Source organism: Bacillus sp. DTU_2020_1000418_1_SI_GHA_SEK_038, from assembly GCF_032341175.1.
In the GTDB taxonomy this organism is placed as follows: Bacteria; Bacillota; Bacilli; order Bacillales; family Cytobacillaceae; genus Cytobacillus.
The window spans coordinates 1,662,899-1,678,255 of record NZ_CP135435.1 but is presented as its reverse complement, the minus strand read 5'-3'; the positions used below and the strand labels follow the sequence as shown (position 1 = coordinate 1,678,255).

Annotated in this window: 13 protein-coding genes; 3 read left to right on the top strand and 10 right to left on the bottom strand. The window is 36.5% G+C overall.

Annotated elements, in window-relative coordinates:
* Positions 1-68: 68 nt before the first annotated feature.
* Together RRV45_RS08295 and RRV45_RS08290 are read right to left on the bottom strand one after the other, a co-directional pair.
* Positions 69-1,763: a M3 family oligoendopeptidase gene (locus tag RRV45_RS08295; protein ID WP_315668344.1), complete on the bottom strand. Its 1,695-nt coding sequence runs from the start codon at positions 1,761-1,763 to the stop codon at positions 69-71.
* 111 nt (positions 1,764-1,874) lie between these two features.
* Positions 1,875-2,312: a MarR family winged helix-turn-helix transcriptional regulator gene (locus RRV45_RS08290; protein ID WP_315668343.1), complete on the bottom strand. Its 438-nt coding sequence runs from the start codon at positions 2,310-2,312 to the stop codon at positions 1,875-1,877.
* Positions 2,313-2,514: 202 nt separating this feature from the next.
* Between RRV45_RS08290 and RRV45_RS08285 the strand changes: the two genes are divergently transcribed.
* Positions 2,515-4,011, top strand: coding sequence for an ATP-binding protein (locus RRV45_RS08285; protein WP_315668342.1), 1,497 nt, complete (start codon positions 2,515-2,517; stop codon positions 4,009-4,011).
* 62 nt (positions 4,012-4,073) lie between these two features.
* Here the strand turns inward: RRV45_RS08285 and RRV45_RS08280 are convergent, their stop codons facing one another.
* Entirely contained in the window at positions 4,074-5,081 is a 1,008-nt protein-coding gene (locus RRV45_RS08280) for a phosphotransferase enzyme family protein (RefSeq protein WP_315668341.1), read from the bottom strand.
* A 192-nt stretch (positions 5,082-5,273) separates the two neighbouring features.
* On the opposite strand from RRV45_RS08280, the gene RRV45_RS08275 reads away from it, so the two are divergent.
* On the top strand, positions 5,274-6,506 hold the full coding sequence (locus RRV45_RS08275; protein WP_315668340.1) for an MFS transporter: 1,233 nt from the start codon (positions 5,274-5,276) through the stop codon (positions 6,504-6,506).
* A gap of 139 nt (positions 6,507-6,645) precedes the next feature.
* On the opposite strand, the gene RRV45_RS08270 is transcribed toward RRV45_RS08275, so the two are convergent.
* The 4 genes from RRV45_RS08270 to RRV45_RS08255 all read right to left on the bottom strand — a co-directional run bounded on the left by RRV45_RS08270 (position 6,646) and on the right by RRV45_RS08255 (position 10,164).
* The gene (locus RRV45_RS08270) at positions 6,646-6,930 is read right to left on the bottom strand and encodes a ferredoxin family protein (protein ID WP_315668339.1); all 285 of its coding nucleotides are present in this window, start codon (positions 6,928-6,930) and stop codon (positions 6,646-6,648) included.
* The gene (locus tag RRV45_RS08265; protein WP_315668338.1) at positions 6,930-8,225 is read right to left on the bottom strand and encodes an FAD-dependent oxidoreductase; all 1,296 of its coding nucleotides are present in this window, start codon (positions 8,223-8,225) and stop codon (positions 6,930-6,932) included. The genes RRV45_RS08270 and RRV45_RS08265 overlap by 1 nt, the downstream gene beginning before the upstream one ends.
* The gene (locus tag RRV45_RS08260) at positions 8,218-9,246 is read right to left on the bottom strand and encodes an electron transfer flavoprotein subunit alpha/FixB family protein (protein WP_315668337.1); all 1,029 of its coding nucleotides are present in this window, start codon (positions 9,244-9,246) and stop codon (positions 8,218-8,220) included. The genes RRV45_RS08265 and RRV45_RS08260 overlap by 8 nt, the downstream gene beginning before the upstream one ends.
* 102 nt (positions 9,247-9,348) lie before the next feature.
* A complete protein-coding gene (locus RRV45_RS08255; protein ID WP_315668336.1) occupies positions 9,349-10,164 on the bottom strand; it encodes an electron transfer flavoprotein subunit beta/FixA family protein in 816 nt (271 codons plus the stop codon).
* Positions 10,165-10,512: 348 nt separating this feature from the next.
* Here RRV45_RS08255 and RRV45_RS08250 point away from each other — a divergent pair, with 348 nt between their 5' ends.
* Positions 10,513-11,247 (top strand): ZIP family metal transporter, encoded by a 735-nt coding sequence (locus tag RRV45_RS08250; protein WP_315668335.1) that lies wholly within the window; start codon positions 10,513-10,515, stop codon positions 11,245-11,247.
* A gap of 65 nt (positions 11,248-11,312) precedes the next feature.
* Here the strand turns inward: RRV45_RS08250 and RRV45_RS08245 are convergent, their stop codons facing one another.
* From RRV45_RS08245 to RRV45_RS08235, 3 genes are all read right to left on the bottom strand, one after another.
* Positions 11,313-11,567 carry an aspartyl-phosphate phosphatase Spo0E family protein gene (locus tag RRV45_RS08245; protein WP_315668334.1) on the bottom strand — a complete coding sequence of 85 codons (255 nt, stop codon included), beginning with the start codon at positions 11,565-11,567 and terminating at the stop codon, positions 11,313-11,315.
* Between the two features lie 182 nt (positions 11,568-11,749).
* Positions 11,750-13,252, bottom strand: a complete 1,503-nt coding sequence (locus tag RRV45_RS08240; RefSeq protein ID WP_315668333.1) for a PAS domain-containing sensor histidine kinase — start codon at positions 13,250-13,252, stop codon at positions 11,750-11,752.
* Between the two features lie 154 nt (positions 13,253-13,406).
* Positions 13,407-15,212, bottom strand: a complete 1,806-nt coding sequence (locus RRV45_RS08235; RefSeq protein ID WP_315668332.1) for a methyl-accepting chemotaxis protein — start codon at positions 15,210-15,212, stop codon at positions 13,407-13,409.
* Between the last annotated feature and the right edge of the window lie 145 nt (positions 15,213-15,357).

The window sequence follows — 15,357 nt, the reverse complement described above, 5'->3', positions numbered from 1 at the left end:
AATAGCACTATAAAAAAGGCCGGATATTTTTCCGGCCCTTCTCTTTAACACAAATGCAGCTAGTGCTATTAAAGACTCTTATCATCTATTGTATTTAACCAGCTTTCAATTTCTCCAACTACAGATTCTACACAACCATCTTTAAATGGTGAAATAAGATTCGCCTCAGATACTAAACCGGTAAAGGCTTGACTGCCTCCTAAACTGCATAAATGAACATAATCCTTCCAAGCATCTTCATGGTTTTCCCTTGATCGCTTCCAAAATTGGAATGCACAAATTTGAGCTAACGTATAGTCGATATAATAGAAAGGAGAATTATATATATGAGCCTGCCGCTGCCAGAAGCCGCCATTTTCTAGATACTCATTGCCATCGTAATCTTTATGAGGCATATATTTCTTTTCAATCTCTCTCCACGCTTGTTTTCTCTCTTTTGGGGTAGCTGTATTATTCTCGTATACCCAATGCTGAAACTCATCAACAGCCACACCGTAAGGAAGAAATAATAAAGCACCGCTCAAGTGGGCAAATTTATATTTATCTGTATCCTCTTTAAAAAATTTATCCATCCATGGCCAAGTAAAGAATTCCATACTCATAGAATGAATTTCACATGCCTCATAGGTTGGCCAATAATATTCTGGAATTTCATATTTTCCGCTCGAGTAAACTTGAAATGCATGTCCTGCCTCATGTGTAAGTACATCAATATCCCCGGATGTCCCATTGAAATTCGAGAAAATAAATGGGGCCTTGTAATTCTCAATAAATGTACAATATCCGCCCCCTGCTTTTCCTTTCTTCGCAACAAGATCCATCAAGTTCTCTTCTCTCATATATGAGAAAAACTCCCCTGTTTCTGTTGAGAGTTCATTATACATTTTCTGGCCATTTTCGATAATCCATTCTGGGCTCCCTTTTGGTGCTGCATTACCAGTTTTAAAGTTAAAACCTTCGTCATAGTACTTCAACTGATCAACACCAATTCGTTCTCTTTGGCGTTCCTTTAATTTTGTTGCAATTGGAACGATATATTCCTTCACTTGATCCCGAAACTTAGCAACCATTTCAGCATTATAATCTGTTCTTTGCATTCGTAAATATGCCAACTCTACAAAATTATTATATCCAAGCTTATGGGCAATTTCTGTTCTAACCTTTACTAAGTCATCAAAAATACGGTCAAGCTCTTCCTCATTTTCTGCTAAAAATCCGAACCGAGCTTCGCTGGCTGTTTTTCGGACATCGCGGTCAATAGACTGTGTAAATGGCTCCATTTGGGCAAGAGTGCGCTCTTCGCCGTCAAAATCAATCTTGGCAGAAGCAATTAATTTTGTGTAGTCGGAAGATAGTTTGTTTTCCTTTTGCAGCAGCGGAACAATTTCTGGGGAAAACACCTTTAATTGTGCCTCAGCCAGCGCAAATAACTGATTTCCAAACTTTTCTTCTATTTCATTGCGGAAAACAGATTTGACAAGAGCCTCGTAATACCTAGTTACAAAGCCCTCCACTTCCGGCTGGATTTCATCCATATAATCCTGTTCTGCCTTATAAAACTCATCATTTGTATCAACAGAATGACGAATATAACAAAGGTTAAACATAGTTCCTATGTCATTGCGTAAATCATTAATTTCCTTCATTGCCGAAATTTGTTCCTCACCAGACTTTGCCCCATTAAAGATAGCTAATGCTTCATCAAATTTCTTGCTCAATTCCGTTAAATTTGGACGGGTATATGTATAATTTTCAAAACTCATTTCAAATGCCCCCTTATTTCCTCTGTTATCAGAACCCTTATTATAATTCTACATATATGAATGAATCCCTCTATTTAGCAAAGAAAAAAACGATCCTATTGGACCGTTTTATTATTTTCCGATTGACAATCCGAGCTTTTTCAACAAGCTAATAGCTGTATCCTTTTCTTCCTCGGAAAGTTCAGACATTAAAGCATGTATATGCCCTTCATGATCAGGAAAAATATCCTCAATAAAGGACTTGCCTTTCTCTGTAATTTGTCCATACGTAACCCGTCTGTCTTTCGGACATGCAACTCTCCTTAAGTACCCCTTTTGCTCAAGCTTATCCACAACATATGTAATACTTCCACTTGCCAACAGAATCTTTCCTCCTATTTGTTGCAGAGGCTGATCTCCTTTATGATAAAGAAGCTCTAAGACGGCAAATTCTGTTGGATTTAGCCCATATGTTTGAATGAGTTTATTTACATTTTCATTGATTGAGCGATAGGCTCTTGATAATACGATGAATAATTTTAATGATTGTTTACTTTGTTCCGAATTCACATTAATCCAATCCTTTATAATTATCTTGAAATCTAAGTAAATTATAAAAAAACTATTGGACTATGTCAATTTTCGTATTTTAAGATGCCTAAATATCTATTTTCTCCATTCTGTCATACGGATTTTCAAGTTAAAGCTCTTCTGCAAAATAATGGTATACTATATAATTGAACTATTACTATATTGACGGAGTCCTAATTTGATGAAAAGTCGTAAAAACAATTTTCTATTATACGTAGTCATTGTCATATTCCCCATTCTCATTGGTGTCCTCTACAATTTAAATGATACGATAAATCGTGATTATTCTGAACGCAGGGAACAAGCAATCTGGACGGGTACTGTTCACCAAAGAAGCTGGGATCAATTTATTGCCGAAACAGTCACATCACTTGATATTTTATCTTTCACCGCTGAGATGGCTATTGAAGCCCCTCTGAAACTGGAATCAATTTTGAAAAAAATGCACAGTAAAGAACCTAGATATGGAGGAATTTATTTACTTGACGAAAACGGAACAGTGATAACAGGCTCCAATTCACTGCTTTCAAATATGAATCTATCTGATCATGATTATGTACAAGAAATTATCGAGACAAAGGACATCATAATCTCGAATCATTATGAAGTATTGAAAAATGGCAAGAAAGTAATCGGAATCGGAAAGCCAGTAATGAATGAGAACGGGAAAATAGATTTTATTATCATCGCTCATTTAAGGGTAGATTATTTGCAGAATATCATGAGGCTATTGACTCCTGATACGAGGCTTTCAGTCATAAATTCAAATGGTGCAGTCATCATGGGTATTAATACGGATAACTCAATAAATTTTACAGCAAAAAACTCTGTACTTCTCCCTATTGACAGGCTGCCATGGAGTATTCAAGTTAAAATACCGCAGAGAGAGAAAGGAAATATTTTAAAAACCGTCTCGATTGATTTACTACGATTTATATTTATTTTTCATATTTTGTTCCTATTTATAAAATATATGATGTTGAAAAGAGAAGCAGCAAGAGAGAAAAAGGAAAACGAACTTCAAAAGCTGGAACTTGTTGGGACGCTAGCGGCAAGTACAGCGCATGAAATTAGAAACCCGCTTACTGGAATAAAAGGACTTGTACAACTATTAAGTGAAAAATATACGAATTCTCAAGATCAATATTATTTTGACATTATTAATGATGAAATAAGCCGGATAAATGAGATAGTCAGTGAATTTCTTATTCTTGGTAAGCCTACCGCCCAAAAAACCGAAATTATCGATATAAGGAACATCCTGAAGGAATTGGAGCCGCTCATTTTATCAGAGGCTAATTTAAACAATGTTCAATACGAGCTTACTCTTTCAAAAACGCCACTACTCGTTGATTGCACAAAAGACCAAATAAAGCAGGTACTGCTGAATATTAGCAAAAATGCCTTAGAATCAATGACTAGAGGCGGACATTTAACCATTAAACTTTTCAAAGAGCAAGATAAATGCCATATTCAAATTGCTGATACGGGAACAGGAATTCCCGAAGAAGATATTGAAAAAATCTTTCAGCCCTTCTATACATCAAAGGATTTCGGGACAGGACTTGGTCTTGTCGTTTGCAAAAGAATTCTTCATTCATTTGGAGGAAATATAAAAATAACTAGTTCAGTTAATAAAGGAACAATTGTTGATGTCATTTTACCTAGTCAAAGCTAAAGGAAACTCCAAAAAGTAAAAGAAGCCACATTTGGCTTCTTTTACCTTTTCTATTACATTTCTTAATTAGAAGCAATAAAATTTATATTTACAATGCTTTTCTTCTGTTCAATTCTAGATTTAATCTCATCAATTAAACTAATAATTCGCTCATTGCGATCCTCAGGTGCGATTTTTTTATTAAAAACCGAATACAGTGTAACATCACGTAGCATCAGAAATAACGGCAGCTGCTGCTCCCAACCGTGTGGGAGGTTACATTCTGTTTCATATCCAGCTAAAAATGCGTCTATAAATAAACGGCCAAACTCCTCTCGTTCATTGACTTCATCTGTTGTGAAGCTAGAAAGGCATGAATAATATAAAGGAATGGCAATATCAGACACTAGCCAGTGATAACAGCAATCATCAAAATCAAACACATGAATGCTGTTCCCGTCATAGAAAAAGTTCCCAGCATGAATGTCCGTATGGATAAGTGCGTAATTGTCACTTTCTATAGGAAGGGTCTTTATTTGCTCTAATAAATCAATCGCGTTTTGTATAGCAGTTGTCTCCGTTGTAGGAAAATGTTTTTCTATATCTAGAAGCTCATCTTCATACCAATGCGGCCTTTTCTTAATAAGCGGGGAAGGCATATAGTTTTTTGTAGCGGAATGCATTTTACCAATTTGTTTTCCCCAAGCAGAAAATAGATCTTTATTTATGGAATTATCTTTCATTTTCACCGGTTCTCCAGACGCTTTGGAAAACAGACTTCCAAAAAAAACAGATTCGTCATTAGCAGGAATGAATTCAACAAATTTACCATTAATAGATTGGAATAAAGTCGGAACATTCAATCCTTGTTTCGACAAATAATTCACCCATTCAATTTCTGCATATAAATCTTCTAGCTCCCGATGTGAGCTGTGAGTAATTCTGAGAATATATGGTTTCCCTTCTTTGTACACCTCATAAACGAAATTTTCAAAGTCACCTAAGAGCTTATATTCATCTTCTAAAGAAAAAGATTTCAAAAAGTGAATCATGATTTCCTTTGTACGTAAAACCCCTACATACTTTTCCACATATTCCCTCCTTAAATAACTTTATTTCCTATCAAAAGCAAATTTGTAAAAACCTATTATAATTATAAGAATATTCCTATTAACATTGTACTATATTATGAAAATTATAAAATATATTTCGTAAACCATAATAATCATGTATTATTATTACTTAGAATTACTAAATTATATTTACAGAAAGGGGACCTGAGTGTGAGCAGTACCGCAGCGGCGACCAAGACCCTCCAAAAGAGCAATGAAACTTCATATAAAATATTAATCATCTTAGGCCTCTGTCATTTATTAAATGATTCACTGCAAGCTATTATTCCTGCAATGTTTCCAATTTTAGAGAAGTCGATGGGGCTTACCTTTACCCAATTAGGGATTATTGGCTTTGCCTTAAATATTGTCGCTTCTGTTTTGCAGCCTGCAGTAGGTATGGTTACAGATAAGAAGCCAATGCCCTATGCTTTGCCAATAGGATTAACGTCTAGCATGTTTGGTGTATTAGGGTTGGCACTTTCACAAAGCTTTGAGTTTATCGTCATTTCTGTCATTTTTATCGGACTCGGTTCAGCCGTTTTTCATCCTGAAGGTTCTAGGGTTGCCTTCATGGCTGCAGGCCCTAGACGTGGTCTTGCCCAATCCATATATCAGGTAGGCGGAAATAGCGGGCAGGCAATGGCACCTCTAATTACCGCGTTAGTCCTTGTTCCGCTCGGGCAAATTGGAGCAGCGTGGTTCACAGTTGTTGCAGCTGTTGCAGTAGGACTGCTAACTTATATCGCTTTTTGGTATGCTGGTAAACTTCGTGTAGAGAGAACATTGATAATGAACCATAGCAAGATGACCAAACATGAAAAAATAGGTTTATCTAAACCGGTTAAAATTGCACTCGGGCTTGTTCTATTTTTAATTTTTGCACGTTCATGGTATGTTTCAGGAATGACAAATTACTACGCCTTTTACACAATAGAAAACTATTCTTTTTCTATTAGGCAAGCGCAAATCTTTCTATTTGCCTTTCTCGTTTCGGGAGCACTTGGGACTTTCTTCGGTGGCCCACTTGCTGATCGATTCGGCAAAAAGATGATTATCTTTTTATCGATGATTATATCAGCTCCATTAACTATATTAATTCCATTTGTTCCACCTGTGATTGCTTTTTGCTTGCTTGCAATATCAGGCTTTATCATAATGTCAAGCTTTTCTGTAACAGTCGTATATGCTCAAGAACTAGTTCCTGGTAAAATTGGTACAATGGCTGGCCTTACTGTTGGACTCGCTTTTGGCATGGGGGCTATTGGCTCAATGGTAATCGGTTATTCAGCCGATTTAATCGGAATTACTCAAACTATGATTCTTACAGGCTTTTTGCCATTGCTTGGATTGATCACACTGCTCCTTCCTTCTGATCAAAAGGTCAATGAATGGAATTCATAAGTTGAAGAACTTTTTAGTGGAGGCTACGCCTCCATTTTTTTCAAAAAAATAAAGACGCTGCTATGATTTAAGCACCGTCATATAGGAACCTATTCCCTATCATTCAGTCTATTTATTAACCTCTTTAGCCGCCTTTAATTTATGCCAGCCTAAATACGATGCCATGTCCGCCCTTCGGATATTCCCATTTAATATTTTGGTATGGGCAGCCTATTCTGCAGCTTCCGCACTCATGGCAGCCCTCATAGCCTACCTGCATTCTTAGCCCTTCCCATTTGTATACTTCAGCCGGGCAAAAGACTGTACAAATTTTATCAGGACATTTAGTTATACAAATATCGTGGTCCATTACCGTTAAATGTGACTTCGTATCAGCTTTAAAACGTAAGAGATATTGTTTTTCTTCAATATTCTTCGTTGACATTATTTCACCGCCTTCCATGCTCGATACATATCTTTGATGACCTTGATAGTGCCCCTTTCCCCAGTAAAGCTTTTCATAATTTGTTTTTGCTTATCCTTTTTAGATGTGCCGTCAACGGTAAAGAATTTGCTTGCTGCCTTGTTCATTAATGGAACATACTCTTTAAAGTATTGCGGATGATGCTCAAATACATGAGTAGCATCTTTATATTTTTCCAAGTCCTTCATAATAAAGCTTTCATGTAAAGCCTCTCTGTAATGATTTAAACTTGATTCACTGAAATCATTGCGTTTTTTCGCGTTAATAATTGCTTCCGCAGCCAGTTGCCCCGACTTCATAGCCATATTTGACCCTTCCCTGTGGATCGCATTAACAAGCTGGGCGGCATCTCCGACTACAAGCACCCCATTTCCAGCTACCTTTGGAACAGAATGAAATCCTCCTTCTGGAATAAGATGTGCTAAGTATTCGGCTGATTCTCCCCCTTCCATTAATGGTCTAACCATTGGATGTGTTTTTAAATAATCTAATAGATCATACGGGCGCAACTTTGCTTTGATCATACTGGATAGTGTTGTTCCAACCCCAATATTAATGCTCTCCTTATTTGTATAAATAAACGCAGTTCCAAGATTCCCCTTAGTGGAGTCACCGAATATCTCGATCGTACAACCTTGGTTATCCTCTAAATTAAATCGGTCGTTTATTTTCTCCTTCGAAAGGTTTACAACCTCCATTACAGTTAAGGCAACCTCGTCCGGTCTAAATTCTTTATGAAATCCAAGCTGCTTGCCAAGCAGAGAATTTACGCCATCAGCTAACACGACAACATCCGCATAAACTTCTCCATCGGGACGATCCGTTCTAACCCCAATGACTTTTCCATTTTCCACAATACACTCAAGGACAACCGTTTCATTTATAAGTAAAACCCCTTGCTCAACCCCTTTTTTTGCAAACCATTGATCAAACTGAGCCCTTAATACTGTAAAGTTATTATATGGCTCGACTCCCCATTCAAGCCCCTTATAGCCAAAGGTGACAGCCGATTCTTTATCCATCATCCAAAATCGCTGTTCAATGACAGGTCTTTCCAATGGAGCTTCTTTCCAGAATTCAGGAATGATTTCTTCCATCTGCTTCCTGTATAATACGCCACCCATGACATTTTTGCTTCCAGGATATTCTCCTCTTTCAATCTGTAAAACCTTTAATCCATTTTTTGCACAAGTATAGGCACATGAAGTTCCGGCTGGGCCAGCTCCTACAACAATGACATCAAATTTTTCAGACATAACTTACTTCACCGCCCTTCTCTTTCCGCAGTTCCTTAAATTGCTCGATCAGCTTAGGGACAATTTCTAATGCATCCCCAACAATCCCATATGTGGCGACATCAAATATTGGCGCATTTGGATCTTTATTGATGGCAATGATGAACTCTGAATTTTTCATTCCTACTATATGCTGGATAGCACCTGAGATTCCAATGGCAAAGTATATTTTTGGTGTAATCGTTTCTCCCGTTTGCCCTACTTGCTGTTCATGAGGAAGCCAGCCTGCCTCGACAACATCCCTAGTTCCACCTACGCTCGCTCCGATCGTTTCAGCTAATTCATGAATAAGCTGAAATCCTTTATTGTCTCCCATCCCTTTTCCCCCAGCTACAACAACATGAGCATCCGCTAAACTGACTTTTTTTGTGACATCCTTCACAATTTCTAACACCTTTGTTCTCATTTCTTCTTCATTTAAGGAAATTTCTTCCTCAATTATCTTTCCTTCTCTACTGCTATCTTTCTCAAGCGCCTTCATGACTTTAGGTCTTACAGTAGCCATTTGCGGTCGATGCTTTTTACATAAAATTGTTGCCATTATATTTCCGCCAAAGGCTGGTCGGCTTGCCTCCAGCAGTCTTGTTTTCAAATCTGCATCAAGCATTGTTGTATCTGCCGTTAAGCCTGTGCTCAAGTCTGTGGCAACTGCGCTTGCAAGGTCTTTTCCATTCGATGTAGCGCCATAGAGAAAGATCTCCGGCTTGTATTTTTCCGCAAGAAGCATCACACCTTTCATATATGATTCAGTTCGATAATCATTTAACACAGGGTGGTCAATCACATATACTTGGTCAGCACCATAGGAAATGACTTCAGGGCATAATTTCTTAATATTATGACCTAACAATACACCTGATAGCGGAACCTTTAATTTGTCTGCTAGACTTCTTCCCGCACCCAATAGTTCCAAGGAGACCCCTTCAATTGTCCCCTCATTAACTTCAATAAAGACCCAAACGCCACGGTAATCTTCAAACATCAGGACCTCTCCTTTGTATAAAAAGTGAATAATAGCAGTTTGATAACGATTGTTCATCAACAATAAATAAAATTAACTTGACATAAACGACTAGCCTATTATTTATCCAAGAAGTAATTCCTTTTTATCCTCTAACAAAGAAATTAGCTGCATCACTTGTTCATCAGCATTGCCTTCTAACCTTTTTCCGCCTTCTGGCTTAGGAGGAGTGAACATTTTTCCTACAATAGTCGGGGATCCCTTTAGTCCAAGCTGAGACCTGTCAACATCCTCCAGGTCATTTACCGTCCATATAATAGGCTCGTACCTTGCAGCTTTTATCATATTAGTCATTGGCGAATATTCAATGTCATTAATCTCCTTTGCAACTGTTAGTAGACACGGATATTGAGATTCAATTAATTGATGCCCATTCGCAATTTTTCTTTTTAATAGAACCGATTTTTCTGAAGTATTAAAGCTTGTTACTTCGATTACATTGGTTATAGGGGGTATATCCATTCTCCTTGCTATCCCTGGGCCAACCTGGCCAGTATCCCCATCAATCGCATGCAGCCCGCAAATAATTAAATCAATTGGCTCCTCTTTCGTAATTCTCTCCAATGCCTTAGATAAGGCATAGCTTGTTGCTAAGGTGTCTGCACCCGCAAAGGCCCTGTCTGATATCAAATAACCTTTATCAGCTCCTATTTCAATGCTTTTTTTGATGACGGCTGTTGCCTGAGGAGGGCCCATAGAAAGTACGGAAATCGTTCCTTCCCCGATCATTTTCTTAATTCTTACAGCCTCTTGAACCGCATGTGCATCATATGGATTCAGGATTGCTGGCGCGCTCCTTCGGTCAAGTGTGTTTGTCTTTGGATTTATTTTTATTATTTTTGTATCTGGTACTTGCTTAACACAGACAACGATGTGCATAACTAGCTCACCCTCCTTAATATTGAAAACGTGATCCTTATAACCGTAAAAAAAGATATGTATTAACGATATATGACTCTTGGCACAAGCATAGTACTAACAATTAATGAAAATGCTTCCGTTTACTGCTACAAAACTGAATGAAAGAATCAGCTAAGTCCGGAAAGCTGATTGACAAAAACAGTATTTTTTTTGAACATATTTAATTCTCCTGTATAAAATATATTATTTCCGCTAATGCCCATTCGGAATTGGATCAATTTTATTGCTAAAAATCGAAATAAATATTTGTCAGCCTGTTTAGTTGACTCTTATAATATAGTTATAAATAGAAATGAGGGTAAGAAGATGAATGAAGTCATTGTCGGAACGGTTCTCTCGGCCTTATCAACAGGTGTAGGTGCTTTAATCATTCTTTTTATGTCAAGTACTGTTACCCATAGATGGCGCGATAATTTACTTGCATTCACTGCTGGTATAATGATGGCAGCCTCAATGTTAGGGCTAATACCTGAGGCTTTAAAGACTGGTGGATTTCTTCCACTTGCTATAGGAATATTTCTTGGTGTTTTAACCCTTACCATAATGGAAAAAAACATTCCGCACATAGATCTTAAACATTCGAAAAAAGGAATAGAATTTGATGAAAAGGCCATGCTTATTATTGCGGCTATTACCCTACACAATATCCCTGAAGGTCTGTCTGTCGGAGTAAGCTACGCATCTCACGTTCAGGATACTGGAAATCTAATTGCCTTTGCTATTGGTTTGCAAAATGCGCCTGAAGGATTTCTTGTCGCTTTATTCCTAGTCAACCAGAAGATAAAAAAATTTAAAGCTTTTATTATTGCAACGATGACAGGAGCTATAGAAATTGTCATGGGATTATTGGGCTTCTATTTAACATCCTATGTAGACTTCCTCGTTCCATATGGACTCGCCTTCGCTGCTGGAGCAATGTTATTTATTATTTATAAAGAATTAATACCTGAAAGTCATGGGGATGGAAACGAACGTACATCAACTTATTCCTTCATCATCGGACTTTTATTTATGGTATTGCTTATTGACGTCTTTTCATAATATAGCTTATAGCGGTGGAAAATTAAAAAGTCCCTATAGCGTAATATTGCGCCATAGGGACTTTTTTACGTAATCATTTCAAAATCGGACTCAATTGATGTATTGGGAAAAACAAAAATCAATTTATTAAAGGGAAATCGAGCTTCTTCCTCTATCTTTTCTTTATGTATAGTCAATTGATATTCATAAATCAATTGATCCAGTTCTTGACTGCATTGAATGGTATCCTCACTCGTGTACCCATGTATTTTTGCAGATTTTATCATTTTCTCCCTTTTTTCTTGGATCTGGAGCAGTATTTTTTTACATTTTTCCGCCAAGCTTTTTTCCTCCATCCTATCCTTTTTACACAAAATCATTCTATTTAGTAGGTTACCTTTAGCATTATTGCAAGAAAATATATAAAAGTAAATAGATTCGCAAAATTAGACAGTTTTCTTCCTAATTTAAATTACTCGACATTTTGCCTGTTTATTCTTAGATTTATTTCGACAAAAAAAGATTACTTTACTACATATTTCTTCAATGGAAGATATATGTTAAAAATAGTCCCCACTCCTAATTCACTTTCAACCTCTATGTTTCCCTTATGCTCTTTAATAATTTTGTAGCTTACCATTAGTCCAAGACCCGTACCTTTTTCCTTTGTTGTATAAAAAGGCTGACCTAGCTTTTCAAGTTTATCCTTCGGGATACCATTTCCTTCATCCACAATGGATATATGCAGTCTTCCATCCTTTGTCGAATTCATGTTCACATCAATATAGCCGCCTTTTGGCATGACCTCAATTGCATTCTTAATTAGGTTAATAAAAACCTTTTTCAGTTGATTTGGTTCACAAAATATTGGCGGCAGGCCTTCTTGGTATTTTGTTCGGAACTGAATATTATGTAATAAGGCTTGTGCACTTAAGAAATCTACTGTTTCTTTCATGATTTTTATAAGATCTACTTCAATAAACTTAACCGCTTGTGGTTTTGCCAATATTAAGAATTCATTAATGATAGAGTCAATCCTCTTTAGCTCAGAGGAAATAATATTGAAATACATAGAATGATCCTCTTTAACTGAATCCTCCAATAATTGAATAAATCCTTTTAATGCTGTCATTGGATTGCGAATTTCATGCGCAATACCTGCAGCAAGCTCCCCAATAACATTCAATGTATCTGATTTTCGGAGCTGAGCATCCAGCTGCAGTTTTTCTGTGATGTCTTTAAAGGTTACTAGACTTAATTCGGATAAAACATTGTACCTTGCTGAAAATTCTATATATTTTGTTTCCCCTGTTTCTACTTTAATATCAATAGTCCCCGTTGTCTGGCCACTGTTAACGAGATTTTGGTAATAATAGTTAGTTTCATTAATTGAAAGATGAAGTTTTGTTAATAAATCTATAAAGGAATGTCCGATTATTTCCTTTTTCGACACAGAAAGCATCTTCTCTGCTGCCTGATTTATATCAACAATGGTAAAATCATTCTTCCACAAGATAATACCCTCTAAAGCCCCTTCAAAGATCTTCCTAAATTTTAATTCACTCTCTCTGAGCTCCTTTTCCATTCTCCTAGTTTCACTGACATTTCGAAAAATTGTCATATGAAACTCGTCAATTGCATGCAACTTACTAGTAAATTCCAATGACTTTTCTTGTCCATTGGGCATTAGAAAAACAAGTTCATCCCGGATGGCCCCTTTTCGGCAGAAATTATTGTATACTTGATAAATTTCTTCTTTACTGGCATAAATAAAATCCTGAATCCTTTTTGTAACAAGCTCTTCTTTACTGCATTCAAAAATTCGGCAGGCAGCCTCATTTGCTTTTACTATTTGGCCCTTACCCGTCCAAAAAATAATTCCTTCCAAGGCTTCTTCATATATATTTATATAAATATCTGCATTATTTTTTAACTTGATTTCTAATTGTCTTATTTCATTCTCTGTAATATGAACTTCCTTTAAATAATCAGCATGTACTTGGTTGCTATTCCTGTTCAAATTCACTTCTTCCTTCCCTCCCAAATGGGATTTACATTATATACATAGTTCTACAAAATTGCAAAATTCCCTCTCTTAAATTTGAAAATTGAAATAACGGTGTTTGGGGCAAAGAAAGAGAAAAGGGATTCCCAAATCAGGGAATCCCTTTGTAACAAATTTATAGCTTAAATTTTGAAATCATCACATTTAATTGATCTGCAAGCTCCGATAAACTTTGAGCATTTTCTGAGATTTCTTCCATAGAATGATTGGTTTGTGTAATAACAGCGCTCGTTTGTTCAATACCTGCTGCAGATTGAATGGATACATCAGCAATATTTTCAATTGATTGATTCATAGTTAAAGTAGCACCAGAAACACTTTCAAGATTCATAGATATTTCCAGCACATTATTTGACATCATGTTAACAGCCTGATAGATCTTTTCAAATGTTTCACCAGTCAGTTGGATTTGATCAGTTCCTTTTTCAACTTGAGAATATCCAGTCTGTAGGGATGAAACGACATTACTTGATTCCATTTGGATTCCTTTTACAATCTTTGTGATATCTGCAACAGATAATGAAACTTGTTCAGCTAATTTTCGAACTTCATCTGCAACAACCGCAAAGCCCCTGCCATGTTCACCTGCACGCGCCGCTTCAATAGCTGCGTTTAGCGCAAGCAGATTAGTTTGATTAGCAATATCATGGATAACTTGAATAAGCTTTGTGATTTGCTGTGTTTGTTCATCTAATCCGTTTACACGTTCAACAGATGTCTTCATAATTTCATTAATCATGGCCATTTGTTTTTGTGATTCTTCCATTAGGGTATCCCCAGTTTTAGTCAAAGCTAGAACCTCGTTCGATGCCTTTTGAATCTCTGTACCACTATGTGATGCTTTTTCAACATCTACCATATAGCTTTCCATCATTCTAGCTAAACCATTAGCTGATCTTGCTTGTTCCTCTGCTCCGCCTGATAGCTCCTGAATTGTTGAAGCTCCTTGCTGGCTGGCAGCTTTAACCTCTGATGCGGCAATATTCAGTTCTCCACTCTTTTCTGTAACATACGTTGAAACAGCAGATATTTCCTGTATCATAGCCTGAAGTTTTTCTTTCATTGAATTTGTAGCTTTACCTAACTCAGCTATTTCATCGGTGCCATCATAGTCTATGGCATCTACTTTGAGATTTCCGCTAGCCACTTCGTTAGAAAGATGAACAATTTGACTAAGCTGTGTGGAAATAAATTTTCCAATAACAAGGATGCTTACGATACCAAGAGCAGCAGAAATAACGATTGAAATCCCAAGTATAATCAACGTTAATAATAACGCGGACTTAGCAGAATTTACTGCTTTCTTTCGCTCTGTATTCAGCATTTCGCTTAAAGTGTCTAATTTAACGATTGTTTCAGAAATCATCGTATCTGCTTGCAGCTTTCCAAGACGATACTCTCTTACATGCTGAAGCTTTACTTCCGGTTTAATTGTAAAATGAAACATCGTTGATATTTTTTTGTCATTTTCAATGATTTCATTAAATAAGTCTTTTGACATTTTAGTTGTCAAGGCCGGCTTTAATGCCTTCTTTAATTTATTAAATTCCTTTGATAGTTCATCAAAGGATGTTAAATGCTTCGGATTGGAATCTATTATATAATTTCCAATTGAGCTGCCTTTTTGATGAAAAATGGCCGTAGCTTCATTAAACAATATGGCTTTTTCGCCCGATTCTTCAACCATTTCCATTTTGGAATTCGCAATAGACAAGAAGCCAAATGTGATAATGGTGGAAATTGTAAATAAACCAATTGTTACAAATAAAGCTACTCCATATTTTTGTCCTAGCTTTAATCTTTTCCATAATGGAATGTTTGACAGCCTGGTAATGACTCTATTTAACTTATATTCTTTATCCTTTTTATGATTTTTAGATTTTTTTACTTTCTTAATACGAGTCTTTTTTACCCCTTTCATATTAGGTATTCCTCCCTTGTCTTGACATTGTTGTCAACATATTGTACCAAAAATTATGTAAAAATATCAAAATATTACTAGTACTATTTTATTATAATATAATTAATTAGGCATTCAAGAGGAAGTTGGTACTTTAGGATAAATA